At 68.0% G+C, this 25,511-nt stretch carries 20 protein-coding genes; 13 read left to right on the top strand and 7 right to left on the bottom strand.

The features are described 5' to 3' along the window. Nucleotides 1–2: 2 nt before the first annotated feature. The 4 genes from ACT531_RS08100 (at nucleotide 3) to ACT531_RS08085 (ending at nucleotide 4,191) form a co-directional block, all read left to right on the top strand. Nucleotides 3–950, top strand: a complete 948-nt coding sequence (locus ACT531_RS08100; protein WP_110959489.1) for a S1C family serine protease — start codon at nucleotides 3–5, stop codon at nucleotides 948–950. Nucleotides 951–1,003: 53 nt separating this feature from the next. Further along, the gene (locus ACT531_RS08095) at nucleotides 1,004–2,020 is read left to right on the top strand and encodes an AAA family ATPase (RefSeq protein WP_476017091.1); all 1,017 of its coding nucleotides are present in this window, start codon (nucleotides 1,004–1,006) and stop codon (nucleotides 2,018–2,020) included. Nucleotides 2,021–2,030: 10 nt separating this feature from the next. Next, a complete protein-coding gene (locus ACT531_RS08090) occupies nucleotides 2,031–3,077 on the top strand; it encodes a DUF58 domain-containing protein (protein WP_476017090.1) in 1,047 nt (348 codons plus the stop codon). Between the two features lie 67 nt (nucleotides 3,078–3,144). Then, nucleotides 3,145–4,191 (top strand): VWA domain-containing protein, encoded by a 1,047-nt coding sequence (locus ACT531_RS08085; RefSeq protein WP_476017089.1) that lies wholly within the window; start codon nucleotides 3,145–3,147, stop codon nucleotides 4,189–4,191. A gap of 905 nt (nucleotides 4,192–5,096) precedes the next feature. On the opposite strand, the gene lolD is transcribed toward ACT531_RS08085, so the two are convergent. Both lolD and ACT531_RS08075 read right to left on the bottom strand, forming a co-directional pair. Further along, complete coding sequence (lolD, locus tag ACT531_RS08080; RefSeq protein WP_476017088.1) at nucleotides 5,097–5,783, bottom strand: lipoprotein-releasing ABC transporter ATP-binding protein LolD; 687 nt, start codon at nucleotides 5,781–5,783, stop codon at nucleotides 5,097–5,099. 152 nt (nucleotides 5,784–5,935) lie between these two features. Next, nucleotides 5,936–7,189, bottom strand: a complete 1,254-nt coding sequence (locus ACT531_RS08075) for a lipoprotein-releasing ABC transporter permease subunit (protein ID WP_056646585.1) — start codon at nucleotides 7,187–7,189, stop codon at nucleotides 5,936–5,938. 80 nt (nucleotides 7,190–7,269) lie between these two features. On the opposite strand from ACT531_RS08075, the gene ACT531_RS08070 reads away from it, so the two are divergent. Then, nucleotides 7,270–8,250: a phosphoglycerate mutase gene (locus tag ACT531_RS08070; RefSeq protein WP_476017087.1), complete on the top strand. Its 981-nt coding sequence runs from the start codon at nucleotides 7,270–7,272 to the stop codon at nucleotides 8,248–8,250. Then, nucleotides 8,247–9,971 (top strand): single-stranded-DNA-specific exonuclease RecJ, encoded by a 1,725-nt coding sequence (gene recJ / locus ACT531_RS08065; protein WP_295939120.1) that lies wholly within the window; start codon nucleotides 8,247–8,249, stop codon nucleotides 9,969–9,971. Before ACT531_RS08070 ends, recJ begins: the two co-directional genes overlap by 4 nt. A gap of 11 nt (nucleotides 9,972–9,982) precedes the next feature. Here recJ and ACT531_RS08060 read toward each other — a convergent pair whose 3' ends face one another. Both ACT531_RS08060 and ACT531_RS08055 read right to left on the bottom strand, forming a co-directional pair. Next, complete coding sequence (locus ACT531_RS08060; protein WP_060984563.1) at nucleotides 9,983–10,207, bottom strand: tautomerase family protein; 225 nt, start codon at nucleotides 10,205–10,207, stop codon at nucleotides 9,983–9,985. 126 nt (nucleotides 10,208–10,333) lie between these two features. Beyond that, a complete protein-coding gene (locus ACT531_RS08055; RefSeq protein ID WP_476017086.1) occupies nucleotides 10,334–12,106 on the bottom strand; it encodes a methyl-accepting chemotaxis protein in 1,773 nt (590 codons plus the stop codon). Nucleotides 12,107–12,323: 217 nt separating this feature from the next. Here ACT531_RS08055 and ACT531_RS08050 point away from each other — a divergent pair, with 217 nt between their 5' ends. Then, nucleotides 12,324–13,181 carry a 3',5'-nucleoside bisphosphate phosphatase gene (locus ACT531_RS08050; protein WP_476017085.1) on the top strand — a complete coding sequence of 286 codons (858 nt, stop codon included), beginning with the start codon at nucleotides 12,324–12,326 and terminating at the stop codon, nucleotides 13,179–13,181. A gap of 97 nt (nucleotides 13,182–13,278) precedes the next feature. Then, nucleotides 13,279–13,914, top strand: a complete 636-nt coding sequence (locus ACT531_RS08045; RefSeq protein ID WP_056060901.1) for an L-threonylcarbamoyladenylate synthase — start codon at nucleotides 13,279–13,281, stop codon at nucleotides 13,912–13,914. A gap of 142 nt (nucleotides 13,915–14,056) precedes the next feature. Here ACT531_RS08045 and ACT531_RS08040 read toward each other — a convergent pair whose 3' ends face one another. Further along, nucleotides 14,057–15,205 (bottom strand): methyl-accepting chemotaxis protein, encoded by a 1,149-nt coding sequence (locus ACT531_RS08040; protein ID WP_060984561.1) that lies wholly within the window; start codon nucleotides 15,203–15,205, stop codon nucleotides 14,057–14,059. A gap of 254 nt (nucleotides 15,206–15,459) precedes the next feature. On the opposite strand from ACT531_RS08040, the gene ACT531_RS08035 reads away from it, so the two are divergent. After that, nucleotides 15,460–16,128, top strand: coding sequence for a site-2 protease family protein (locus ACT531_RS08035; protein ID WP_099729566.1), 669 nt, complete (start codon nucleotides 15,460–15,462; stop codon nucleotides 16,126–16,128). Nucleotides 16,129–16,187: 59 nt separating this feature from the next. Continuing rightward, a complete protein-coding gene (locus tag ACT531_RS08030) occupies nucleotides 16,188–17,489 on the top strand; it encodes a tryptophan--tRNA ligase (protein WP_476017084.1) in 1,302 nt (433 codons plus the stop codon). Nucleotides 17,490–17,697: 208 nt separating this feature from the next. Here ACT531_RS08030 and ACT531_RS08025 read toward each other — a convergent pair whose 3' ends face one another. Both ACT531_RS08025 and ACT531_RS08020 read right to left on the bottom strand, forming a co-directional pair. Continuing rightward, the gene (locus ACT531_RS08025; RefSeq protein ID WP_476017083.1) at nucleotides 17,698–21,114 is read right to left on the bottom strand and encodes a FecR domain-containing protein; all 3,417 of its coding nucleotides are present in this window, start codon (nucleotides 21,112–21,114) and stop codon (nucleotides 17,698–17,700) included. 37 nt (nucleotides 21,115–21,151) lie between these two features. Further along, on the bottom strand, nucleotides 21,152–23,155 hold the full coding sequence (locus ACT531_RS08020) for a CHASE2 domain-containing protein (protein WP_476017082.1): 2,004 nt from the start codon (nucleotides 23,153–23,155) through the stop codon (nucleotides 21,152–21,154). 179 nt (nucleotides 23,156–23,334) lie between these two features. Between ACT531_RS08020 and ACT531_RS08015 the strand changes: the two genes are divergently transcribed. The 3 genes from ACT531_RS08015 to ACT531_RS08005 all read left to right on the top strand — a co-directional run bounded on the left by ACT531_RS08015 (nucleotide 23,335) and on the right by ACT531_RS08005 (nucleotide 25,467). Beyond that, nucleotides 23,335–23,595: a hypothetical protein gene (locus tag ACT531_RS08015; RefSeq protein WP_291445000.1), complete on the top strand. Its 261-nt coding sequence runs from the start codon at nucleotides 23,335–23,337 to the stop codon at nucleotides 23,593–23,595. Nucleotides 23,596–23,735: 140 nt separating this feature from the next. After that, nucleotides 23,736–24,650, top strand: coding sequence for a formylglycine-generating enzyme family protein (locus ACT531_RS08010; protein ID WP_476017081.1), 915 nt, complete (start codon nucleotides 23,736–23,738; stop codon nucleotides 24,648–24,650). Between the two features lie 118 nt (nucleotides 24,651–24,768). Then, nucleotides 24,769–25,467: a response regulator transcription factor gene (locus ACT531_RS08005; RefSeq protein ID WP_309825974.1), complete on the top strand. Its 699-nt coding sequence runs from the start codon at nucleotides 24,769–24,771 to the stop codon at nucleotides 25,465–25,467. Nucleotides 25,468–25,511: the final 44 nt, after the last annotated feature.

Here is a 25,511-nt window from a genome sequence, read left to right as displayed (position 1 = left end):
GGATGCCCCGGCCCGCCCTCTACAGCAGCTCCCGCTCCGCCCGCAGCCGCACGCCTGCGGTAGTGGACGCCACCGAAGCCGTGGCCTCCGCAGCGCCGCCCGCAGATGATTCGCCAGCGACGAACGCCGCCACCGCTGCCTCCACGCCCCCGAATTCACGCGCATTCAAACGCCAGCTGGTCGCCCTGTGGACCATCGTGGTGCTGTTGGCGGCCTTGCTGGTCGCCAGCGCCTGGCACAACACCCGCAGCCCAGCCCGCAAGATCACCCAGGACGATATCGACGCGGCCGTGCTGCGCACGCTGGAGACCACCACCCCACCCTCTGCCGCCGCGCGGGCTGTGGAGAGCATCGGCCCCTCGGTGGTGCGCGTGGTGGGCTACGGGCGCAGCAAGAACGGCAAGGAAGAGGTCGAGCGCGGCATTGGCACGGGCGTGGTCATCGTGGACAAGGGCGTCATCCTGACCAACTTGCATGTGGTGGCGGGCTCAGACCGCATCGGCATCACCTTCCACGACGGGCTGGAGACCACGGCCAGCATCACCGGCGTGCAACCGGAAAACGACTTGGCCGTGCTGCAGGCCCACAAGGTGCCCGACGACCTGGAGGCCGCCACCCTGCGGTCCACCCAGAACCTGCGCCCGGGCGACCATGTGGTGGCTGTGGGCTTTCCTTTTGGCATCGGCCCCTCGGCATCGGCGGGGGTGGTGTCGGGCCTGCAACGCGAATTCACGTCGCCCGAGGGCAAACGCCAGCTCAGCAATTTGATCCAGTTTGACGCGGCCGCCAACCCGGGCAACTCGGGCGGCCCGCTGGTGACGCTGGACGGCGAGGTGGTGGGCATCGTCACCGCCATCCTCAACCCCACCCAGGCGCGCACCTTCATCGGCATCGGTTTTGCGGTGCCTATCGAAAACGCAGCGTCTGCTGTCGGCATGCCTCCGTTCTGACCGCACACCGCCCCACCATCACCACCTTCCCACCCATCATCGCAAGGAGCCCCATGTCGTCCAGCACATCGCCCAATGCATCGAATGCCGCCACCGCCACGCTGATGGAACAGGTGCTCTACGAGGTCAAACGCGTGGTGGTCGGGCAAGACCGCTTTCTGGAGCGCGTCATGGTCGCCATGCTGGCCCAGGGCCACCTGCTGGTCGAAGGCGTGCCGGGCCTGGCCAAGACGCTGACGGTGAAGACGCTGGCCAGCACCATCCAGGGCAGCTTCAAGCGCATCCAGTTCACGCCCGACCTGGTGCCCGCCGACCTGGTGGGCACGCGCATGTACAACCAGAAAACCGGCGAGTTCAGCACCACGCTGGGGCCGGTGTTCACCCACCTGCTGCTGGCCGACGAAATCAACCGTGCGCCCGCCAAGGTGCAGAGCGCGCTGCTGGAGGTGATGCAGGAGCGCCAGGTGACCATTGCGGGCGAGACGCACAAGGTGCCCGAGCCCTTCCTGGTGATGGCCACGCAGAACCCTATCGAGACCGAAGGCACCTACGCGCTGCCCGAGGCGCAGGTGGACCGCTTCATGATGAAGGTGCTGCTGGGCTACCCCACCGAGGAAGAAGAGTTCGTCATCGCCCAGCGCGCGCTCGATGTGCCCGTGCAGGTGCTGCCCGTGGCCACCACGGCGCAGCTGGCGGCGCTGCAGGCCGAATGCCGCACGGTGTATGTGGACCCGTCGATGCTGCAGTACGCCGTGAAGCTGGTGGCCGCCACGCGCGAGCCCGCGCGGCATGGTCTGAAAGACCTGGCCGGCTACATCAGCTGCGGGGCCAGCCCGCGCGCCACCATTGCGCTGGCCGAGGGCGCGCAGGCCTTGGCCATGCTGCGCGGGCGCAACTATGTGCTGCCCGAAGACATGACCGACCTGGCAGCCGACGTGCTGCGCCACCGCGTGGCACTGTCGTACGAGGCGCTGTCCGAAGGGCTGGATGCCGACGCGCTCATCCAGCGCATCATGGCCAAGATCCCGGCACCGGCGCGCCCCTTGCACCACGAACAAAAGGCCGCTTGAGTCCCTCGCCATGACCCGCAAGCCGCCCGCCACATCTGGTACATCCGCCACAGTGCACACCCTGCCCACGCTGCCCGGGCAGGCCGACCGGCTGCTGCGTGAACTGGAGTGGAAGGTGATCCGCCGCCTGGACGGTCTGCTGCAGGGCGACTACCGCACACTGATGCGGGGCAGTGGCCTGGACCTGACCGACCTGCGCGAATACCAGCCGCACGACGACGTGCGCCATATCGACTGGAACGTGACCGCGCGGCTGAATACGCCCCATGTGCGCGTGTTCACCGAGGACCGCGAAATGTCGGCCTGGTTTCTGCTGGACCTGAGCCCGTCCATCAGCTTCGGCCCCACCGGCCATGCCAAGCGCGACATCCTGACCGGCTTTGTGGCCGTGCTTTCGCGCCTGCTCACCCGCCACGGCAACCGTGTGGGCGCCGTGCTGTACGGCGGCGCCCACCCGCAGGCAGCACGCGCGGTGGACGCCGTGCTGCCCCCGCGCAGCAGCCGTGCCCATGTGCTGCACCTGGTGCACAAGCTGCTGCCCTCCAAAACCACGGTGCCACCGTACAAGACGGGTGGCGGCGCTACTGAGCTGCACCGGCTGCTGCAGACCGGACTGGCCACGCTCAAGCGCCGGTCCACCGTGTTTGTGGTGTCCGACTTCATCAGCGCGCCTGGGTGGGAAAAGCCTCTGGCCCAACTGGCCCAGCGGCATGACGTGGTGGCCGTGCGCCTGCTCGACCCGCTGGAGCTGGAGCTTCCCGATGTGGGCCTGGTCACGCTGCGCGATGCCGAAAGCGGCGAGCAACTGCAGGTGGACACACACGACGCGGGCTTTCGCCGCCGCTTTGCCCAGCTGGCCGCCGACCGCGAGGCCGCGCTGCGCGAAGGCCTGACGCGTGCGGGCGCCGACACGCTGGAGCTGTGCACCGACGACGATCTGGTCGATGCCCTGCTGCGCTTCATGGATCTGCGCCAGCGCCGGGTGCGGGCGCACAGCCACCCTCTCGTCCCCGCATCGGCATCCGCAGGCCCTGCTGCACAGGCGGCCGCCGCCTGACCGATCGATGGATTGATTAGTTAGTCACCCGCCGCACACGCTGTACACGCCACCAAGGACACACACCATGGTTTTTCTCTGGCCCACCCTGCTCTGGCTGCTGCTGGCGGTGCCCTTGTTGGTACTGCTGTACTGGTGGCTGCTGCACCGGCGCAAGAAAACAGCGCTGACCTACTCCAGCCTGTCCCTGGTGCGCGAGGCCATGGGCCCCGGCCAGCACCTGCGCCGTCATATCCCGCCCGCGCTGTTCCTGCTGGCCCTGGTGGCCCTGCTGCTGGCCGCCGCGCGCCCGCTGGCCGTCATCACCCTGCCCTCGCAGGACCAGACCATCATGCTGGCCATGGACGTGTCGGGCAGCATGCGCGCCGCCGACGTGGAGCCCGACCGCATCACCGCCGCCCAGAACGCCGCCAAGGCCTTCATTGCCGACCTGCCGCGGCATGTGCGCGTGGGCATCGTGGCCTTTGCCGGCAGCGCCCAGCTGGCCCAGTTGCCCACCCAGAGCCGCGAAGACCTGGTCAAGGCCATCGACAGCTTCCAGCTGCAGCGCGGCACGGCCACGGGCAACGGCATCATGCTGTCGCTGGCCACGATCTTCCCCGACGCGGGCATCGACATCGCCGCACTGGGCGGCCGCCAGGCCATGCGCCCCAAGCCCATCGAAGAGCTGGGCAAGCAACAGGACCCCGCCAAGACCTTCACGCCCGTGCCCCCGGGCTCCTACAACTCAGCCGCCATCATCATGCTGACCGACGGCCAGCGCACCACAGGCGTGGACCCGCTGGAAGCCGCCAAGTGGGCGGCCGACCGAGGGGTGCGTGTGTACACGGTGGGGGTGGGCACGGTGCAGGGCGAGACCATTGGCTTTGAGGGATGGTCGATGCGCGTGCGGCTGGATGAGGAAACCCTGAAGGCCGTGGCTGCGCGGACCAATGCCGAGTACTTTCATGCGGCGACAGCAGCAGACCTAAAGAAGGTGTACGAGACGCTGAGCTCGCGGCTGACGGTGGAGAAGAAGGAGACGGAGATTTCTTCTTTGCTGGCGTTGCTGGGGGCGGTGCTGGCGTTGGTGGCGGCGGGGTTGTCGGTGTGGTGGTATGGGCGGGTGATGTGATTTTTTTGGTGATTTTGGCCGGATACGCTAGTGGGATATGCGCTGGTAGCTATGCTTTTTGAAGCATTCTCCATTCGTGCAAGGGGCTGCGTGCCTGGTTGACGGCATGCCTAGGTTGAGGGCGGAGGCCGGGAGTCGCCCGGCGTGCGAGTAACTTTCTTTCGCGTCGCCGAAAGAAAGTCACCAAAGAAAGGGCGACCCTACTGCGCGCGTCCCTTCGCTGCGCTACGGGCAACCTGCGATGCTCGGACAGAGGGTGCGCCGCAGAACTCACTGCGCGCTACGCGCTCCGTTCAAACAACTGCGGCAAGTCAGTGCACGAAGTGCGTGTGTCCTTCGGCACACGCACGCACCCCCTGCCCTGCGCTTCTCGGCACGCGCAGAAGGGAACCCAAAACGGACATCCACACGGGCCATTGCTTCGCTGCGCTGCGCTAGGCCCCGTTTCGCGGGCGCAAGCGCCACGCGCTGCGCAAACTGGGCCGAGCGCAGCGATGGCCCGAATGGATGTCCGGCTGTTTGGATATTCGGCTGCCCCCCCTGCTGGCTGCGCCTGCGGCGGGGCGGTTGCGGGGTGGCATGGGCGTCGGAGCGCCCATGCTTCGTGAACTAACTCGCCGCAGTTGTTTGAACGAAGCGCGCCAGCGCGAAGTGAGTTCTGCGGCGCACCCCGCGACCGACACGCCGCAGGTTTGCCCCTTCGCACCGCGAAGGGGTCGCAGACTGGGGGTCGCCTTTCTTTTGGGTACTTTTCTTTGGCGAAGCAAAGAAAAGTACCTCGCCCGCCGGGGCGACTCCCGGGCCTCCGCCCGCAACCCAGGCATGCGGCCCAATCAGCGCCCAAAAGAAAACACTACAAAATCAATAGCTACCAGCGCATATCCCACTATCGCATCCAGCCAAAATCACCCCAAAACCCCAGACACCAACCGCATCACCCGGTCACACCGCGCCGCCAGCGACTCATCGTGCGTCACCATCACAAACGCCGTCCCCTGATCCCGCGCCAACTGCAGCATCAGGTCGAACACCCCATCAGCCGTACTTCGGTCCAGATTGCCCGTAGGCTCATCCGCCAGCACGCAAGCGGGCCGCGTCACCAAGGCCCGCGCAATGGCCACCCGCTGGCGCTCACCACCCGACAGCTCGGCCGGCCGGTGCATCAGCCGCTCCTTCAACCCGACCGACGCCAGCACCCGCTCCGCCTCGGCATGGCACTGCGCCAACGGCAGGCGGCGAATGCGCAGCGGCATGGCCACGTTGTCCAGCGCACTGAACTCCGGCAATAGGTGGTGAAACTGGTAGATAAAGCCCAGGTGCTGATTGCGCAACTGCCCCTGGCGCTCTGCCGACAGCGACGACATCTCCTCGCCCTTCAGGCGCACGGTGCCCGCAGTGGGTGCATCCAGCCCGCCCAGCAGGTGCAGCAAGGTGCTCTTGCCCGAGCCCGAGGCACCGACGATGGCCAGCGTTTCGCCCGTATGGATCTGCAGGTCCACGCCCTTGAGCACGGTCACGTCCAGGCGGCCTTCGGTAAAGCGTTTGGTCAGGCCCTTGGCTTCCAGCACCACGGTGTTGTTTACAGCATTCATCTCAGTGATCCATGGCATGAAACTGGCGCTCGCCAGGTCGGGGCAGCCGCGCAAGGGCCGCCCCGCCGCGCTGGCTGCGTCCCTCTGCCCGCATTGCACAGCAATGCGAGAGCGGGGGGAAGACGCGGAGCGTCTCAGGGGGGTGTTTCTCATCATTCATAGCGCAGCGCCTCGGCAGGGTTCACACGGCTGGCGCGCCAGCTGGGGTACAGGGTGGCCACAAAGGCCAGCACCAGCGAGATGACCGCAATGGGCACGATGTCGCTGCTCTGCGGCTCGCTGGGCATCTTGCTGATGAGGTAGATGTCCTTGGGCAAAAAGCTGGCGTTCAGTGCGCGCTCGATGGCCGGCACGATCACGTCGATGTTGAAGGCGATGCCAAGGCCCAGCAGCAGGCCGACCAGCGTGCCAATCACGCCCACCATCGCGCCCTGCACCACAAAAATGCCCATGATGCTTTTCGGGCTGGCGCCCAGCGTGCGCAGGATGGCGATGTCGGCGCGCTTGTCGGTCACCGTCATCACCAGCGTGGAGACCAGGTTGAATGCCGCCACGGCCACGATGAGCGTGAGGATGATGAACATCATGCGTTTTTCGAGCTGCACGGCGGCGAACCAGGTGCGGTTCTGCTGCGTCCAGTCGCGGATCAGCAGCTGACCGCTCAGGGACTGCGCCAGCTGCTGCGCCACTTCGCGGGCCTGGTGCAGGTCCTTGAGCTTCAGGCGCACGCCCGTGGGGCCTTCCAGGCGGAAGATGCGCTGCGCGTCCTCGTGGTGCAGCAGCACCAGGGCCGAGTCGTATTCGTAGTGGCCCGAGTCAAACGTGCCCGCCACTGTCATCTGCTTGAGGCGCGGCACCACGCCTGCGGGCGTCACCTGGCCGGCGGGCGCAATCAGCGTCACCGGGTCGCCCACCCGCACGCCCAGGGCGCGGGCCAGCTCGCCCCCCAGCACCACGCGGAACTCGCCGGGCACCAGCAGGTTCAGGGTCTTCTCGTTGGTGGCGGCCAGGTCGGTCACCGCGCCTTCCAGGGCCGGGTCGATGCCGCGCACCAGTGCGCCCTTCATGTCTTCGCCACGCGCGAGCAGGGCCTGGGCCGCAACAAAAGGCGCGGCACCGATCACGTTCGGGTTCTTCTTGGCCTCGGCCAGGGTGAGCGCCGGGTCGGGCAGTGCGGCCCCCAGGGGCGCAAAGATCTCGATGTGCGAGACCACGCTCAGCATGCGGTCGCGCACATCTTTCTGAAAGCCGTTCATCACCGACAGCACGATGATCAGCGCCGCCACCCCCAGCGCGATGCCCAGCATGGACACGCCCGAGATGAACGAGATGAAGCCATTGCGCCGCGTGGCGCGGCCCGCTCGGGTGTAGCGCCAGCCCAGGGCCAGTTCGTAGGGAATTTGCATGGATATGGGAAGAAGGGCCTGCGCGGTGCGGAATGCGCGCCACAGGCGGGGCAGATTGTGGCATCCCGGACAATAGAGGGATGTCGGACACCACCCATTTGCTCATTCCCTACGCCGCCAGCGCCTCGCCGGGATGCCAGCAAGCCCAACAGGGCCTGGCCCTGCCCCACCTGGACCGGCTGCTGGCCCGGCTCAGCCCCCGCCCCGAACACAGCGACACCGGCGAAGAAACCAGCTTCTCCGCCCCCCACGAACGCGCCCTCGCCCGCGCCCTGGGCCTGCCCGCACAAGACGGCCGCATCCCCTGGGCGGCTTGGCACCGCCATCAGCAAGGTCTGACCACCCACGGCGAGGCCTGGGCCTTCGTCACCCCCTGCCAGTGGCAGGTCAGCACCGACCACGTCACGCTGCGCGACCCGGCGCAACTGGGCCTGGATGAAGCCGCATCCCGCGCTCTGCTGGCCATCGTCTCGCCCTGGTTTGCCGAGGACGGCATCACCCTGCACTACGACCAGCCCACGCGCTGGCTGGCCAGCGGACCGCTGTTTGCCGACCTGGCCACCGCGTCGCTGGAGCGCGTTCTGCTGCGCGACGTGCGCGCCTGGATGCCCGATGCCAAAAAAGCCCGCACCCTGCACCGCCTGCACAGCGAGATGCAGATGCTGCTGTACACCCACGCCTTCAACGAGGAGCGCTCTGCGCAGGGGCTGCCGGTCGTCAACTCGTTCTGGGTGCACGGCACGGGCGCACTGGCTGGCCCACCGCTCGCCACCCCATCCACTCCATCCACTCCATCCGCCCCACTGCCCCACATGCCCACCACCCTGCGGGACGCTGCCTTGCGCGACGACTGGCGCGCCTGGGCCAGTGCCTGGGCCGCGCTCGACGCAGGCCCCGTGGCCGACCTGCTGCGCCAGGCTGAAAGCGGCTCGCCCGTGCAGTTGACCCTGTGCGGCGAACGCAATGCGCTGGGCTTCCACACCGCTCCGCGCAGCCTTGTGCAGCGGTTTCAAGGTCTTTTCCGCCCCATGCGCTGGTCGAACATGCTGGTGCAGCTATGAAAATAATAGCAAGAGACATTCCACCCCGCGCCGCCTGGGCGCTGGAGCAGGCCGGCGTGCACCCGCTGCTGGCACGCCTGTACGCCGCGCGCGGTGTGCAGGCCAAGGACGAGCTGGACGATGGCCTGGGCCGCCTGCTGCCGCCCAGTGGCGACCAGGGCTTGAAGGGCATTGACGCGGCCGCCCGCCTGCTGGCCGATGCCATGGCGCAGAACCAACGGCTCACCATCGTGGCCGACTACGACTGCGACGGCGCCACCGCCTGCGCCGTGGGCGTGCGCGGCCTGCGGCTGCTGGGCGCCCAGAACGTGGACTACCTGGTGCCCGACCGCGTGACCGACGGCTATGGGCTCACCGCGTCCATCGCCCGCCGCGTGGCGGAGCGCGGGGCCGATGTACTCATCACCGTGGACAACGGCATCGCCAGCGTGGACGGCGTGGCCGAGGCCAAGGCCCTGGGCCTGCAGGTGCTGGTGACCGATCACCACCTGCCCGGCCCCGAACTGCCCGCCGCCGACGCCATCGTCAACCCCAACCAGCCCGGCTGCCCGTTCGAGAGCAAGTCCATGGCCGGTGTGGGTGTGATGTTTTATGTGCTGCTGGCCCTGCGCGCCGAACTGCGTGCGCGTGGCGTGTTTGACGCCGCCAGCCAACCCAAGCTCGACCCGCTGCTCACGCTGGTGGCGCTGGGCACCGTGGCCGACGTGGTCAAGCTCGACGCCAACAACCGCCGCCTGGTCGCCCAGGGCCTCAAGCGCATCCGCGCGGGGCAGATGCCCGCGGGCATCGCCGCCCTGTTCCACGCCGCCGGCCGCAAGGCGCCGGTGGCCACTACCTTCGACTTTGGCTTTGCCCTAGGCCCACGCATCAACGCCGCAGGCCGTCTGGCGGACATGACGCTGGGCATCGAATGCCTGCTGACCGACGACACCGCCCGCGCTGCCGAGCTGGCCGCCACGCTGGACGGTATCAACCGCGAGCGCCGCGACATTGAAAGCGGCATGCGCGAACAGGCCATGCTGATGGCCGAGAGCCTGTTTGACGAGAGCGAGGAGCCCCCGCCCGCGATCAGCGTGTTCGACCCCGACTTTCACGAAGGCGTGGTCGGCATCGTGGCCAGCCGCATCAAGGACAAGCTGCACCGCCCCACGTTCGTGTTTGCAGCCAGCAGCGCGCCGGGCAAGGAGCATGAGCTCAAAGGCTCGGGCCGCTCCATCCCCGGCTTTCACCTGCGCGACGCACTCGACCTGGTGTCCAAGCGCCACCCGGGCGTGATCCTGAAGTTTGGCGGCCACGCCATGGCGGCGGGTTGCACCGTGGCCGAGGAGTCGTTCGACGTGTTCGAGCAGGCGTTTGCACAGGTCGCGCAGGAATGGCTGGACGCCGCCACCCTCACCCGCCGCATCGAAACCGACGGCCCGCTGGCCCCTGAATACTGCCGCGCAGACATCGTGGACACCCTGCACCGCGAGGTCTGGGGCCAGGGCTTTGCGCCCCCGACCTTCAGCGAAGAGGTGCAGATCGTGAGCCAGCGCCTGGTGGGCGAGGCCAAGAACCACCTGTCGCTCAAGCTCATCCACCAGGGCAACCCCGTGGACGCCATCTGGTTCGGTCACACCGAGCAGCTGCCAGCCCGGGTGCTGCTTGCCTTCCGCCTGGATGTGAACGAGTGGAAGGGCGAGCGCAAGGTGCAGTTTCTGGTCGAAGGCGCGCAGGTGTAGCGCGCCACGGCTCAAGCCTGCGTGGGACCCCTGCTTCGCTGGCGGATCACCGTTACTGGCTCGCCGCCTTGGCCCCAATTTTCAGGGTCTATCTCGTCGATGATGACGGTGACACTTTCTGGCCGCTTGTCCAGCACCTGCTGCATGAGCTGGGTCACGCCGGCAATCAAGGCGGCTTTTTGGGCGGCTGTGGTGGGCACGTCGCGGCGCGCCAGGCGGATGTTGACCAGGGGCATCGGAGAGTCCTTTCAGGGTGCACCAAAACAAAAGGCAGCTCACGCTGCCTTGCTATCAATTCGGCCGGAATACCGACCACAAAATAGTTGCCAGCGCTTGATGGTCATGCGCTGGCCGCTATCGATTTAGAAGCTTTCCCAATCATCATCGCCGCCCTGCGCCGCTGCCTTGGCTGCGGGCGCTGGGGCTGGTGCCTTGGCGGCAGGCAGGCGCGCCGGGGTGGGCGCTGGGGGCTTCGGCGCAGCGGCCGATGCCACGCGGGGCGCGCTGGCCGTTGCCTTGGCCACGGCGGGCCGTGGTGCGGGGGCAGGTGCTGCAGCGCGGGGCGCCGCTGCCAGCGCCCGGGTCGCCACCGCGCCCACGTTGAACACCGAGACCACCTCTGCCAGGTGCTGCGCCTGGTCGCGCATCGAGGCGGCTGCGGCCGTGGATTCTTCCACCAGCGCCGCGTTCTGTTGTGTCATCTGGTCCAGGTGCGTGACCGCCTGGTTGACCTGCGCGATGCCGTCCCGCTGCTCGGTGGCCGAGGCGGTGATCTCACCGATCAGGTCGCTCACGCGCTGCACGCTGGCAACGATCTCTTCCATGCTTTGCCCGGCCTGTGCCACCTGGGCCGAGCCCGATTCCACGTTCTCCACGCTGGCACTGATCAGGGTCTTGATCTCCTTGGCGGCCTCGGCGCTGCGCTGGGCCAGGCTGCGTACTTCGCTGGCTACCACTGCAAACCCACGGCCTTGCTCGCCCGCTCGGGCGGCTTCCACCGCTGCGTTCAGCGCCAAGATGTTGGTCTGGAAGGCGATGCCATCGATGGTGCCGATGATGTCGCTGATCTTGCGGCTGCTGTCGGTGATCTGCTGCATGCTGGTGACCACCTGGCTCACCACTTCGCCGCCCCGCGCTGCCGCCTGGGCTGCGCTGCCAGCGAGCTGGTTGGCCTGGCGGGCCGTGTCGGCCGACTGGCTCACGGTGGCAGTGAGTTGTTCCATGCTGGCTGCCGTCTCTTCCAGGTTGGAGGCGGTCTGTTCGGTGCGCGCCGACAGGTCGTGGTTGCCGTTGGCAATCTCCACCGACGCCGACGACACCGAGTCCACCCCCTGGCGCACTTCGCTCACCACCCCGCGCAGCCGTGCCGACATGGCCGACAGCGAGCGCAGCATGTGACCGAACTCGTCCTTGCGGGTGGATTGCAGTTCGCGCGTCAGATCGCCTGCTGCAATGGCATCGATGGTCTCGACCGCTTCGTTCAGCGGCAGGGTGATGGAGCGCACCAGCTTCCAGGCCAGGAACAGGCCGGCCGCCATCAGCACCATGGAGCTGATGATGCCGGTGATGGCGTATTCAATGCGGCGCTGGGTGGCTTCGGCGCGGATCACGTCGCGGCGCTTTTCGAGCGTGGCCACAAAGTCGTCCTGCGCCTTGAGGTATTTGGTGACCAGGGGGGCGAACTCTTCGTCCGCATAGCGCTGGGTGGCCACGGCATCGCCCGCGCCCTTCAGGTCCCAGGTCTTGGCGGTGGCAGCCAGCACGGCCTTGCGGGCCTCCAGCACCTTGTCGAGCGAGGCTTTTTCCTCGGGTGCGGTGGCAGCCGCCACGATGCCTTCCTGCACCTTGTTGATGTTGCCAATGATCTCCTTGACCTTGGCACCGTATTGCTCAGCCAACACGGAATCGGTGGTCACCGCGCCGCCCATGACCATGGTGACGGCGGTTTCGGTGGCACCCCGCCAGCGCACGGCAGCCGAGATGCGAGCCTCGATCTCGACCACGGCGTCCATGGCCGCCGACATCGACGAGTTGCCGCGGTTCTGCGCAAACGCAGACAGCAGCAACATGGCAATCATGAGCCCCAGAAAGGCGCCCCACAGCTTGCGGGAGACGCGGATATTGTCAAATTGCATGGCTCTTTTCCTCGTGGATCGTTCTTCTTGGTCGGCCGTTCGCCACCATGAAACATTCGATTACATCCAATGTCGGCCGTAAGCCTACGCCAGCCCGTTGCCTCAACAGGCCTCGGACCCATCGGTACAAACCCGCATACTCGTCGGTACCAGCACTGCTGCAGCGCCTGGCAGCCCCGCCCCGGCACGCTGGCGGCGCAAAGCCTAAAATGGGTTGGTGACCTCCATCCTCAACGCCGACCTGCACTGCCATTCCGTCGTTTCCGACGGAACCCTCACGCCCGAAGACCTGGCCGCGCGGGCCAAAGCCAACGGGGTCGAGCTGTGGGCGTTGACGGACCATGACGAAATCGGCGGCCAGCACCGCGCTGCTGCTGCTGCCCGGGCCCAGGGCATGGCGTACCTCACCGGCACCGAGATTTCGGTCACCTTTGCCGACACCACCGTCCACATCGTCGGCCTCGGCTTTGATCCCGACGACGCCCAGCTGGCCCAGGGCCTGGCCGCCACGCGCGGCGGGCGCGGCGAACGGGCTCAGGAGATGGCGGCCCAGCTGGCCCAGGTGGGCATCAAGGGCGCCTACGAAGGCGCGCTGCAGTTTGTGGGCAACCCGGCCCTCATCTCGCGCACCCATTTCGCGCGGTTTCTGGTCGAAACCGGCGTGTGCAAAGACACCTCCGAGGTGTTTCGCAGGTTCCTGACCGAAGGCAAACCCGGCTATGTGCCCCACCGCTGGGCCAGCCTGGGCGACGCCGTGCGCTGGATCACGCAGGCGGGGGGCATGGCGGTGATCGCCCACCCCGCGCGCTACAAGTTCAGCGCCAACGAAGAATTCGCACTGTTCTCCGAGTTCAAGCAGCACGGTGGCCGGGCGGTCGAGGTCGTCACGGGGAGCCACAGCGCAGCCGAGTACGTGACCTATGCCGACATGGCGCAGGAGTTTGGCCTGGCCGCATCGCGTGGCAGCGACTTCCACAGCCCCGACGAATCGCACACCGACCTGGGCACGCTCCCCTTGCTGCCCGATGCACTGACCCCCGTGTGGGAACTGCTATCCGACCGGATTTTGCGATGACCTTGCGCTGCCGCAGCCGCGCCAGCCGCCCCCTGGACGACCTGCCACCCGGCAAGGCACCCACACGCAGCGCCACGCATCACTGAGAACCCGCCCCATGGCCCAGTATTTCGAAGCCCATCCCGACAACCCGCAACCCCGGCTGCTCAAGCAGGCCGCGCTGCTGCTGCAAAAGGGCGGCATCGTGGCCGTGCCCACGGACTCCAGCTACGCGCTGGTCTGCCACCTGGACGACAAGGACGCGGTAGACCGCCTGCGCCGCATCCGCCAGGTGGACGAAAAACACCACCTCACCCTGCTGTGCCGCGACCTGTCGGAGCTGGCCAACTATGCGCGGGTGGACAACCGCCAGTACCGCCTGCTCAAGCTGGGCACGCCGGGCCCGTACACCTTCATCCTCGAAGCCACCAAGGAAGTGCCCCGCCGCGTGAGCCACCCCTCGCGCAAGACCATTGGCCTGCGGGTGCCCGACCGCAAGGGCCTGCAGCTGCTGCTGGAGCTGCACGGCGCCCCGCTGCTGGCCACCACGCTGATCCCAGCGGGCGAGACCGAGCCCCTGAACGACCCGCAGGAAATCCGCGAGCGCTATGAAAAGCTGGTGGATGCCATCGTGGATGCCGGGGCCTGCCCGCTGGAGCCCACCACGGTGGTGGACCTGACCCCTATGGGCACCGGCGGCGACCCGGTGGTGGTGCGCGAAGGCCGAGGCAGCCTGCAGGCGCTGGGGCTGTAAGAGCCCCCTAAAAAAGCCCGCTGAAAGAGCCCGCCGCAAGAGCGGCACCACGCCCGATACATGCGCTGCCGTGCAGCGGGCTTCGCCCAACCGCAGTTAGCGCGACTTGGAGGGGAGAGCCGCGCGGCGGCTCAGGGATTCCTCACAGCTTGAACGCTCCGACCGCCTGCTCCAGATCGCGGGCCTGCGCCGACAGGGCCGACGCCGTGCTCACCGCATGCTGCACCAGCGAGGCCGTCTCCTGTGTGCTGCCGTCCATGTGCGACACCGCCACGTTGACATGGCTGATGGCTTCGCTTTGCTCGCGCAGGGCGGTGGAGATTTCGCCTAGCAGCGCGCTGACCTGGCCCACGGCGCCGACGATCTCTTCCATGGTCTTGCCCGCCTTGCCCACCTGACCAGCGCCGCTTTCGACCTGTTCGACCGACGCGCTGATCAGCGCCTTGATCTCGCGCGCGGCCACCGCGCTGCGCTGGGCCAGGTTGCGCACCTCGCTGGCCACCACGGCAAAGCCACGGCCCTGCTCGCCAGCACGGGCGGCCTCCACAGCGGCATTGAGCGCCAGGATGTTGGTCTGGAAGGCGATGCCTTCGATGACCTGGATGATGTCCACGATCTTGCGCGAGCTGCCGCTGATGGCCTGCATGGTCTGCACCACCTCGCCCACCACCGACCCACCCTGCTCGGCAATGGCCGACGCCTGCACGGCCAGGCCGCTGGCCGAGTGGGCCCGTTCGGCGTTCTGGCGCACGGTGGCCGTCAGCTGCTCCATGCTGGCCGCCGTCTCGGTCAGGGACGACACCTGGTCTTCCGCGCGGCGCGACAGGTCGGTATTGCCGTGGTCAATGTCTGCCGCAGAGGCGGTGATCGAATCGGTGCTTTGCTTGATGCGGGACACCAGGTCGGTCAGCGTGTCCTCCATGGTGCCCAGCGCACCCAGCAGGCGGCCAAAGTCGCCCTCCAGGTCAGAGTTGAACTCCTGGCTCAGGTCGCCAGACGCCACCGTTTCGGCAATTAGAATGGCCTGGTTGAGCGGCGCCACGATGCTGGCGCGCAGGCTGAGCGTGGCCACCAGGGCCAGCACAAATACCACCACGCTGCACCCGATGACCCAGTTGCGCGCACTTTGCAACTGTGCCAGCGCCGCCTGGGCCGGGGGCGTGGCGCCCTGCAGCGCCTGCTCGGCACCGCCGATGCCGGACAGAGCCATCACCATCAGCAGCAGCACCACGAGTGCGAGGCCGCCAAACGCCAGCAACAGGCGCGTTCCGATCTTCAAGTTGTTCCACATGGCTCAATGTCTCCAGGCCTGTTGTATGTCGTTGTGGGAGGGGCCGCCGCGCAGCGCTGCGCGCCAAAGGGCACGAACTTGCACAAACTGGCACGGGCTGCGGGCAAGAGGTCGATGCTAGCAACGAACACCCCGCCTGGAGACCCGTCGGCATACGTACAACCCACAATACGCGGCCGCCCCCGGGCGCCTGAACACCCGCCGGGTCACCCTGGCAACGCCGGGGACAGCGGGGCGTCTGAGACAATCCCGGCGTGGACACCTCCAATCTCATCCAAACCGTTCTGATCTACGCCCTGCCGGTGCTGTTTGCCATCACCGTGCACGAGGCGGCCCATGGCTACGCGGCGCGCCACTTTGGCGACAACACCGCGTACATGATGGGGCGCATCACCCTCAACCCCTTCAAGCACATCGACCCGGTCGGCACCATCCTGATGCCGCTGCTGCTGTACTTTGCAACCTCGGGCGCCTTTTTGTTCGGCTATGCCAAGCCGGTGCCAGTCAACTTCGGCAATCTGCGCAACCCCAAGAAGCACATGGTGTGGGTGGCCCTGGCCGGGCCTGCTTCCAACTTCATCCAGGCCATCGCCTGGGCCGTGCTGTTGGTGGTGCTGGTGGGCACGGGGATTGAGGAGCGCTTCTTTCTGGAAATGGCACGTGCCGGGGTCATGGTCAACCTGGTGATGTGGGCCTTTAACCTGTTTCCGCTGCCACCGCTTGATGGCGGGCGCATCCTGGTGGGCCTATTGCCCTGGCGGCAGGCCCACATGGTGTCGCGCATCGAGCCCTGGGGCTTTTTCATCGTGATGGGCCTGGTGATCGCCGGGGTGGTGGGCACGCTGTGGCTGCGCCCTCTGATGGCTGTGGGCTACACCGCCATCAACCTGTTGCTCACCCCGCTGACGGCCCTGCTGCGCTGAGCGCAGCAGAAAAAGCACGCCACTTCCTGTTCATTTGATCTGCTGAGTTTTTGTTTCCCATGAGCACCACCCGTTTTCTCACCGGCATCACCACCACCGGCACCCCCCACCTGGGCAATTTCGTCGGCTCCATCCGCCCGTCAGTGGCGGCCAGCCTAACGCCCGGCGTGCAGAGCTTTTACTTTCTGGCCGACTACCACGCACTGATCAAGTGCGAGGACCCGGTGCGCATCCAGCGCTCCACGCTGGAGATCGCAGCCAGCTGGCTGGCCGCAGGTCTCAACCCCGAGAAAGTCACGTTCTACCGCCAATCCGACATCCCCGAGATTCCCGAGCTGACCTGGCTGCTGACCTGTGTGACCGGCAAGGGCGTGCTGAACCGCGCCCACGCCTACAAGGCCAGCGTCGACAAGAACACCGCAGCCGGGCGCGAGCAGGACGACGGCGTGACCGCAGGCCTGTTCATGTACCCGGTGCTGATGGGCGCGGACATTCTGATGTTCAAGGCCCACAAGGTGCCGGTGGGCCGCGACCAGATCCAGCACATCGAGATGGCCCGCGACATGGCGGCCAGCTTCAACCACCTGTATGGCGAGCACTTCGTGCTGCCCGAGGCGGCCATCGACGACCATGTGGCCACACTGCCCGGGCTGGACGGCCGCAAGATGAGCAAGAGCTACGACAACACCATTCCGCTGTTCAGCTCGCGCGCCCAGCTGCAAAAGCTGATCGGCGGCATCCTGACCGACTCGCGCGCGCCCGGCGAGGCCAAAGAAGTCGAAGGCTCGGCCCTGTTCCAGATCTACCAGGCCTTTGCCACGCCCGAAGAGACCGAGGCCCTGCGCAAGGCCTATGCCGACGGCATTGCCTGGGGCGACGCCAAGCACCTGCTGCTGGAGCGCGTGGACCAGGTGATCGCCCCCATGCGCGCGCAGTACGAGGAACTCATCCACAACCCCGCCCGCATCGAGCAGACCCTGCTGGCCGGCGCCGAGCGCGCCCGCGCGCTGGCCACACCCTTCATCCGCGAGCTGCGCAGCGCCGTGGGCCTGCGCAGCCTGGTGCAGGCCAGCACGTCCGCCAAACCGGCCAAGGCCGCCAAGACCGCCCTGCCCGCTTTCAAGCAGTACCGCGAGGCCGACGGCAAGTTCTACTTCAAGCTGGTGGCCGCCGACGGTCGCCTGCTGCTGCAGAGCACGGGCTTCGACGCGCCCAAGGAGGCCGGCCAGGCGATCGCCCAGTTGCAAAAGGACAGCGCAGCGCTGCAGACCCTGGCCCCGCGTTTGGCACCGGTGGACGGTGTGGACACCGCCGAGGTAACGGCCGCCCTGCAGGCGCTGGCCGAAGCCGCCGCTGCATAAGCCCGCGCCCCCCAAGCGCACGGTGCGCCCCGTGCAAAGCACACAGCCCGAGCCGCAAGGCTGCGGGCTTTTTTTCACTCTTTCCAATGTCCAAAAAGCTACGTTTTTGATAGCTACTCAGGCATATTCCACTAGCGCTACCGGCCAAAAAGGCTTCAAACACCCTTCCATCACCCGGTAAAGGCCTCTCTGCATACTGGGCGCTCCTTCAGTCCCGGTACCGCACCAGGGCCCACAGCGTGGGGCGCTCTCCGGTGCGCAGCCCGGTCTGCACCGTGCCGGTGAAGCTCCAACGCCGGTCCTGCGACTCCCAGCCATGGGCCAGGGCCAGGCTCCAGCCCGGGGCGCGTTGCACGGTGTTGGCCTCGTCGCTGTAGCGCATGCCGCGCCAGGTCAGGCGCAGCAGCGAAAAGCTGCGCGCCTCGTGCCGCCACGTGGTCTGGCCCAGCACCACATGGCGCGCAAAGCCCGGCAGCCAACGCCCCTCCAGACCCGCCCCGGTGTTGCGCGATGTGGTGTGGATGTAGCTGCCCAGCACGCTCCAGCGCGGACCCAGCAAATGGTTGACAGACACCGTGGCCTGCGCCAGCTGCCCCTGCCCGAAGAGGGGCGTTTCCTCATAGGTGTTGAGCGTGGTCTGGGCATTGAGCACCACGGGCGCGATGGTGGCCACGTTGTCGAACAGCGCACCCGTGTTCTGTGCAAACAGGCGACCGTTGGCGGCCACGAGGTTGCTGATGCGCTGCCCCGACAGGCTGGCACCCCAGAAGGTGGTGGGGCTGGCCTCCCAGTCCAGTTGCACCGCGTGCTTGCGGGCGTAGCTGCCTGCCAGCAGGTACTGGTTGTCCACGGCAATAGCGCCCGTGGCGACGGGCGACAGGGTGTGCGTGCCGGGCGCCCGCACGCTCTCCTGCCAGGCCCAATGCAGTGCGCAGCCCTGGCCCAGGCGCAGGCTGGCGCCCAGGCGCGGCAGCAGCCGGTGGTGGTGCGCCGCGCCGTCGTCCTGCGCGGGCAGCAGGTCTTGCCCCGTCGCCGTGTCTGCATAGCGGTCGCGCTGCCGGGTGGTGAACCGAGGCCAGTACGCCTCGGCCATCCAGGTCCAGGCACCGCTGCGCCATTCGCCCGCCACCCAGGGCATGTGGTAGCGCTCGGCGTTGGTGCGCGGTGTGGTGATGCCAGGGTCGGAGATGGCGCTGACGGTGTCCCGGTCCACGCGCTCCCAGCCCACACTCAGGCGGTGCGCGCCCCAGAGCACCGTGTGGCGCAGGAACAGGCCATGCTCGTCACTGGCATAGCGGTAGTCCTGCGGGCCCCAGCGCGCATCGTCCAGCACCAGGCCGGAGGTCTGGCGCCCGCTGTGCACCTTGAACCAGGTCTGGCTGTCTGCCGACCAGCGCCACGCAGCGCCCAGGTCGGTGCGGCGGGTGCGCGTCTCGGCGCCGCCGGTGAAGGTGATGCCGTTGCCAAAGTCCAGCCCCTGCGGAAAGCGGTAGCGCAAGGTGGTGTCACTGTGCAGCGCGAACAGCGACAGGCTCTCGTTGGGCCGCACACCCAGCGCCAGATCCACTTCGGGCGATGACAGGCGGTACTGCGTGGCGACGGGACCTTCGCGGGGCCACATCTGCACGTCGTTGGCCCGCACCAGCCAGGCCACAGGCACGCTGCTGGCAGCGAACCCACGGTAGCCCATGTCAGCCGTGGCGTTGTGGCGCAGCGGGTTGCGCTCGGCACTCACCCCCGCCGATGTTTCGCGGCCTTCCGACAGCAGCAGGGGCGCGCGCTTGTCGCTGGCGCCAAACACGGTGGGGTCGGTGAGGTAGCCCTGGAACAGCTCGGAGCGGCGGCTGAAGTCGCTCTCGTACCGGTCGGCCAGAAAAAAGTGGCTGCCGGCCCACAGCGGGTAGTACGACGCACTGGCGTAGGCCCGTGCCCAGTGCTCCATGCCGAAGTCGCCCAGCGCCTTGCCCAGGTTGGCCGAGCCCTGGCTGTCCGAGGCCAGCGGGTTGAGCGACTTCAGGTAGGGCAGCCGGGTGAGTGCCTCGCGCGCGGCGGCCATGGCCGCCACGGGCTCGCCGCTGTCGTTGCGCAGCATGGCCTCCACCTGCCAGGGCAGCGGGTCCCGCGCATCGGCCAGGCGGGCGCGGTCCAGCGCGTCCAGCGCTGCAGCGCGTTCGCCCAGCGTGTATTCGGCCACCGCCAGCCATACCTGTGCGCGGGCGTATCGCGGCTCGATCACCAGGGCCTTGAGCAGCGCAGTGCGGGCGGCCTCGGCATCGCCTTGCCGCAGCGCCAGCAGTCCGGCAGCCGCCAGGGCCACGTAGTCGTCGCCCGACTGCGCCAGCGCGGCATCCAGGTCGGTACGCGCCTCGGCCAGGCCCAGGGCTTCGATGGCCGCCGTGGCGGCTTCGCCCCGGTAGGCCGCATGCTCCGGCGCCAGGGCCACGGCCTGGGCCAGCGCACTGCGGGCCGCACGCAGGTCTCCACGCTCTTGCAGTGCGCGGCCCAGCCCTGCCAGGGCGGCAGCCCACTGCGCATCCCCCTCCGCGTGGGCCACTGCCTGCCGGTACAAGGCCAGGGCGGCGTCACCCTGCCCTTGCAGCCGGTGCCAGTCGGCGTCGGCCTGCAGCAATGGCGCAAAGCCGGGAGACGCGCCCCGCGTGGTGTCCAGCCAGGTGCGCGCCTCTGACAGGCGATCCAGCACCATGAGCAGGTCGGCGCGGCCTGCAGCGGTGCGGGGGTCTTGCGTGCGCTGCCAGGCCAAGGCCAGGCGCTGCTGCGCGGCGTCAGGCTGGCCGTCCAGCACCTCCAGGTCCGCCAGGGCCAGCTCGACCACAGCCCCACCATCCTCCTGCGCCGACAGGGCCTGCAACAGGGCTCGCGCCTGGGCCCATTGCCCCGCGCGCAATGCGGTGCGTACCTCCGCCTGAGCGGCTGGCGCCGTCTGCACGGGCTGGAACTCGGCCCAACGCGTCAGGTCGCCCGGGTAAGCGGCCACCCACTGCACCCGCTCGCGGGGGTTGACCAGCAGGCGCTTGACGGGCGCCTGGCCGGGCTCGGCCACGCCCTGCTCGGCGGGCCCCAGCTGCACGCTGCCCTGGTCGTTGCGCAACTCGACGGCGCCGGACAGCACGGTGAGCGTGGTCCGCCCCGTTCCGTCCACCTCCACGTCCCAGTCGGTACCCCGCACCACGGCCAGCGCTGCCGGCGTTTGCAGTTGCAGGTTGGCCGGGGCCTTTTTGGTGCGTGCCCACAGACGGCCTGCGGCCAGCTCCAGCAGGGTGCGAGTGGGCTGTGCCTCGCACAGCCGCAACTGCGCGTTGGCCGACATGCGGATCTGCGTGCGGTCCGCCAGCAGCAGCGCTGCCGACGACAGCGCCAGCGTGCGCATGTCTGCGCCCGGACCTAACGGCTGGGCAAGTGTGGCAGGCAGCCAGGGCTGTGTGCCCGGGGGGCGCGTTTCGCCTTGGCCGCTGAGCGCCACAATTTGCGCAGCCACTGCGTCAGGCGCCAGGGGCAACCCGGCACATTGCGCACTGGCACCGGCAGCCGTCCAGGTCGACAGGGCAACACCCACCAGCGTGAGCCACACCGGGCGCGACGGGGAGGACACAAGGGGGATGGGCATGGTGGGCCTCTCTCTGGGGGAGTCTTGCGCCGGGGACTCAGGTCTTGTCCAGCGCCTGCGCGGTGAATACGGCAGTGGCGCCCGCTACAGGGCCGTCCGCCAGCGTAGTGTCTGCCTGGGCATGCACCCGGGCCTGCCAGCGCAGCGCCTGCCCGTGCCACTGCGGGGCATGTGCGGCCGCGTGCGCGCACGCATCGGCACAGCATTGCAGAGCCTGCGCCCAACGCGCAGCGTGAAGGTGGTCCCGCAGCGTGTGGCTGATGGAGGCCAGCGCGGCGTCGTCACACGGCGTGTACACGTCCACACCGGTGCTGCGCCCAGTCAGCACCACGGTGTCCAGCCACATTAGTCGGACCTCTGGGGCATCACCTGCTGGCACTGCCTGCAGCGCATCGTGTGTGGCGCCCGACAGGAGGATGCCGGTGCCGAAGGCCTTGTTGGCGCCCTCCAGCCGCGCGGCTGTGTTCACGGCGTCGCCCACGGCGGTGTACGTAAAGCGCTCATGCGACCCGAGGTGCCCTACCGCCGCCTCGCCCGTGTGCAAGCCAATGCGCAGTTGCACCTGCGCAAACGGTGTGCCCCGCCACAGGGCCCGCAGGTCCACCATGTCGGCCTGCATGGCCAGCGCGCAGGCCAGGGCACGGTCTGCGTGCCGGGGGTTGGGCAAAGGCGCGTTCCAGAAGGCCATGACAGCGTCGCCGATGAACTTGTCCAGCGTGCCGCCGTGCTGGTGCACGGTATGGGTCATGCGGGAGAAGTAGGCATTCAGCGCCTGGGCCACGGCCTCGGGCGGCAGGTGCTCGCTGGCGGCGGTGAAGCCTGCCAGGTCAGAGAACAGCAGCGTCAGCACACGGCGCTCGCCATGCAGTTGCGGCTGGGTACCGTCGGCCACCAGGGCATCGACCACGGCGGCGGGCACGTAGCGGGCAAAGTCCTCGCGCAGCTGTTCGCGGCGGCGGTGTTCGCGCCAGTAGCTGTCAGCGGCGCCCACGTTCAGGTGCAGGGCCAGGCCCGCTAGCGTGGGCAGTGCCGTCCACCACACCCCTGCCAGGTAGGCCCACAGCCCGCCCAGCAGGGCCAACAGCGCAAGCGCGGCACTGAGCAGCACCGCCCGGCCACCGCGCCAGCGCCGGGTCCAGGCGGCCACGCAGCCCACGGCCAGCGCGGCCTGTAGCCAAGGGCCTACCGGGTGGGCGGGTACCACCCAGTCCCCCGCCAAGCCATTGACCAGGGCCGTGGCGTGCACCAGCACGCCGGACTGCGTACCCGCGCCCAGCGCACGCAGGGGCGTGGCGAACTGATCGACTCCGTCCACCGGCGTGTTCTGCCCCAGAAGCACCAGGCGCCCCTGCACGGCCGCAGCCGGTAGCGCCTGGCCGGCCTCCAGCGCCTGGGTGTAGTGGGCGTAGGGCAGCGGGACCTCGGGGGCGTAGTAGCGCAGCAGCGCGCCCGGCGGTGGGGGCTGAAAACGGCGCCCGCCGCTGCGCGCCAGCTCCTGCCACAGGGCATCGCTCCGTGCGGGTGCAAGACGCAGCACGCCATCGTCGTCCGGGCGCACCGCCACACTGCCCTGGCGGGCCATGGGAAACACCGAGGGCACGGTCTGCCGGTATTGCGCCACCTGCGAGGTGTTCACCGCCACATCGGCCGCAGCCAGCACCACCGGCATGCGCCCTTGCAGGGCTGCCGCAAGCGCCGCATCGTCCGCAGGGGACTGGGGTGCGGCAAACAGCATGTCGATGCCCAGCGCCGAGGCGCCCGCCGCAGACAAGGCCTGCACCAGTTGTGCGTGCAGGCTGCGCGGCAGGGGTGGGGTCAGGTTCAGCGCCGCCAGGCTGGGCTCGTCCAGCCCGACCACCAGCACGCCTACGTCGGGCGGCGGCGCAGCGGTCCAGCTGGCCAGCAGGTCATGCTCCAGCCGTTGCAGCGGCGTGCAAACCGGCAAGGCGGGCAGCAGCGCCAGCAAGCCCAGCGCGAGCAGTACCCGCAACGCCCAGGGCCGCCAGGCGTCTTGTGTGACCGGTGCTCGCGTACTTGCCATCCCGCCCCTCCACCGCTGCATGCAGCCGTGCATGCAGCGCCCACTGTAGTGGCTGTGCCTGCGCATGCACAGTGGGGGCTTACACGCATGGCCCACGCTACGAACGCCCCGCATAACACCTATGGGCAGCCACCGGGCATGTGCGTAAACTGGCCTTTTGATCGGCTTGGGAGACTTCCATGAAACTGCTGTGTGCCTCCGTGTCCGTGCTGGCCTTGCTGGCGGGCTGCAATGCAACCAACCCCTACGGCCCCGCGGGTCCCATGGCCTCGGGCCGCGACCGCACCTTCAGCGTGCCGGTGTACGGACCCGACACCTCGCAGGCGTATGCGGCGGCCAACCGCGAATGCCAGCGCATGGCCCTGCACGCCAAACTGTTGCGCAATGATGGCTCGCGCCTGGTGTTTGAATGCGTGAGCGAGCTGCAGGACAAGCCTTGAGGCCAGCCACCCCACCTGCGTGCCGTCGCTGGGCGAGCGGTGCAGCCTTGCTGGCGCTTTCTGCGCTGATCGCAGGCTGCCAGCACACGCCGTCTCCCCCGGCAAGCACAGCCACGTCGCCCTGGGTCAACAGCCTGGGCATGGCCTTTGTCCGTGTGCCTGCGGGCACTTTCTGGATGGGGGGCGTGCCCCCCATCGAGGCGCTGGAAAAGACCTTCCCGCTGCTGGAGCGCAAGCGCCTGACCGACCTGGAAGATGAATCGCCGGCCCACGAGGTGCAGATCACCCGCGACTTCTATCTGGGCCAGCACGAGGTCACCGTGGGGCAGTTTCAGCGCTTCCTGAAGGCCTCTGGCTACCGGCCAGAGTCCGAGGCCGACGGCACCGGGGGCTACGGCTACAACCCTGCCTACGACCCGGCCACCACGTGGCGCGGCGATGCGTTCGAGGGGCGCGACCCGCGCTACTCGTGGCGCAACCCTGGCTTTGCGCAGGGCCCGGACCACCCCGTGGTGAACGTGACCTGGAACGACGCGCAGGCCATGGCCCAGTGGCTCAGTCGCACCGAGGGCCACCGCTACCGCCTGCCCACCGAAGCGGAGTGGGAATACGCCTGCCGTGCAGGCAGCCGCAGCCTGTACCCCCACGGCGACAACCCGCAAGAGCTGGTGTCTGCAGGCAACACCTTCGACCAGGCTGCGGCCCCGCAGTGGCCACGCTGGCGCCAGCAAGCGCTGGCGGGCAACGATGGGTACGCGTTCACCGCCCCGGTAGGCCGCTTTGCACCCAATGCGTTCGGGCTGTACGACATGCTGGGCAACGCCTGGGAGTGGACGGGCGACTGGCATGGCGACACCTACTACACCGAGTCCCCACGCAATGACCCCACCGGTCCGGCCGAGGGCAGCGTGCGCGTGCGCCGGGGCGGCTCGTGGCACACCTGGGCGCTCTATGCACGCTGCGGATACCGCAACTGGAACAGCCCGCAGACCCGCTACACGCTGGTCGGCATGCGGCTGGTGCGCGAGATAGCAGCAGAGCCCCCCGCGCGGTGACCACCACGTGCGGGGAGGGTTAACAAATGTCAAAACCCCTCTCGCCCCGCGCGGAGCGCGCCTGCGCCGTGGTAGTTATCGCCAATAATGCCCAGTTCGATTTTGGATGGGGAGAACCATGCGCATAGCCGCTTTGGACGACGATGCGCTTCAGCTGGATCTGATCAAGCAGGCCACGGAGGCGATGGGTCATGTGTGCCACACCCACCTGACCGGTGCGGAGCTGATGCGCACGCTGCGCCGCGAGACCTTTGACCTGCTGATCGTGGACTGGCACCTGCCCGACACCACCGGGCCTGAGGTTGTGCGCTGGGTGCGCCAGAACGTCGCGGCCCGCGTACCCATCTTGTTCGTCACGCACCGCCAGGAAGAGCGCGACATTGTCGAAGGCCTGGGCAGCGGCGCGGACGACTTCATGGTCAAGCCGGTGCGCATCGGCGAGCTCAATGCCCGCGTGGCCGCCCTGCTGCGCCGCGCCTACCCGGAAAACACCGGCGGGGTGATGGAGTTCGGCCGCTACCGCTTTCTGCCCGAAACCCGGTCCATCGAAAAGGACGGGGTGGCAGTGGAGCTGAAAAACCGCGAATACGACCTGGCGCTGTTCCTGTTCCAGAACATGGGCCGATTGCTGTCGCGCGACCACCTCAAGGAAGTGGTCTGGGGCCAGGTGGCCGATGTGATGTCGCGCTCGCTGGACACCCACATTTCACGCCTGCGCACCCTGCTCGACCTGCGCCCTGCCAACGGATTCATCGTGACGGCGGTATATGGCGTGGGCTACCGTTTTGAAGCCGTCGAAGGCCAGCACAAAGGCTGACGCAGTACTGCGACGGAGTCTGGCGGGCACTACCCCCTCAAGGA

This window comes from Acidovorax sp. DMC1, assembly GCF_056314325.1.
Note: the sequence above shows the minus strand (reverse complement) of the source record. Positions and strands in the feature narration are given on the sequence as shown.

Excerpts from the sequence above, each read along its gene's own strand:
- ACT531_RS08100 (WP_110959489.1), top strand. The coding sequence starts at position 3 with ATGCCCCGGCCCGCCCTCTACAGCAGCTCCCGCTCCGCCCGCAGCCGC.
- ACT531_RS08095 (WP_476017091.1), top strand. The coding sequence starts at position 1,004 with ATGTCGTCCAGCACATCGCCCAATGCATCGAATGCCGCCACCGCCACG.
- ACT531_RS08090 (WP_476017090.1), top strand. The coding sequence starts at position 2,031 with ATGACCCGCAAGCCGCCCGCCACATCTGGTACATCCGCCACAGTGCAC.
- ACT531_RS08085 (WP_476017089.1), top strand. The coding sequence starts at position 3,145 with ATGGTTTTTCTCTGGCCCACCCTGCTCTGGCTGCTGCTGGCGGTGCCC.
- lolD (WP_476017088.1), bottom strand. The coding sequence starts at position 5,783 with ATGAATGCTGTAAACAACACCGTGGTGCTGGAAGCCAAGGGCCTGACC.
- ACT531_RS08075 (WP_056646585.1), bottom strand. The coding sequence starts at position 7,189 with ATGCAAATTCCCTACGAACTGGCCCTGGGCTGGCGCTACACCCGAGCG.
- ACT531_RS08070 (WP_476017087.1), top strand. The coding sequence starts at position 7,270 with ATGTCGGACACCACCCATTTGCTCATTCCCTACGCCGCCAGCGCCTCG.
- recJ (WP_295939120.1), top strand. The coding sequence starts at position 8,247 with ATGAAAATAATAGCAAGAGACATTCCACCCCGCGCCGCCTGGGCGCTG.
- ACT531_RS08060 (WP_060984563.1), bottom strand. The coding sequence starts at position 10,207 with ATGCCCCTGGTCAACATCCGCCTGGCGCGCCGCGACGTGCCCACCACA.
- ACT531_RS08055 (WP_476017086.1), bottom strand. The coding sequence starts at position 12,106 with ATGCAATTTGACAATATCCGCGTCTCCCGCAAGCTGTGGGGCGCCTTT.
- ACT531_RS08045 (WP_056060901.1), top strand. The coding sequence starts at position 13,279 with ATGGCCCAGTATTTCGAAGCCCATCCCGACAACCCGCAACCCCGGCTG.
- ACT531_RS08040 (WP_060984561.1), bottom strand. The coding sequence starts at position 15,205 with ATGTGGAACAACTTGAAGATCGGAACGCGCCTGTTGCTGGCGTTTGGC.
- ACT531_RS08030 (WP_476017084.1), top strand. The coding sequence starts at position 16,188 with ATGAGCACCACCCGTTTTCTCACCGGCATCACCACCACCGGCACCCCC.
- ACT531_RS08025 (WP_476017083.1), bottom strand. The coding sequence starts at position 21,114 with ATGCCCATCCCCCTTGTGTCCTCCCCGTCGCGCCCGGTGTGGCTCACG.
- ACT531_RS08020 (WP_476017082.1), bottom strand. The coding sequence starts at position 23,155 with ATGGCAAGTACGCGAGCACCGGTCACACAAGACGCCTGGCGGCCCTGG.
- ACT531_RS08015 (WP_291445000.1), top strand. The coding sequence starts at position 23,335 with ATGAAACTGCTGTGTGCCTCCGTGTCCGTGCTGGCCTTGCTGGCGGGC.
- ACT531_RS08010 (WP_476017081.1), top strand. The coding sequence starts at position 23,736 with ATGGCCTTTGTCCGTGTGCCTGCGGGCACTTTCTGGATGGGGGGCGTG.
- ACT531_RS08005 (WP_309825974.1), top strand. The coding sequence starts at position 24,769 with ATGCGCATAGCCGCTTTGGACGACGATGCGCTTCAGCTGGATCTGATC.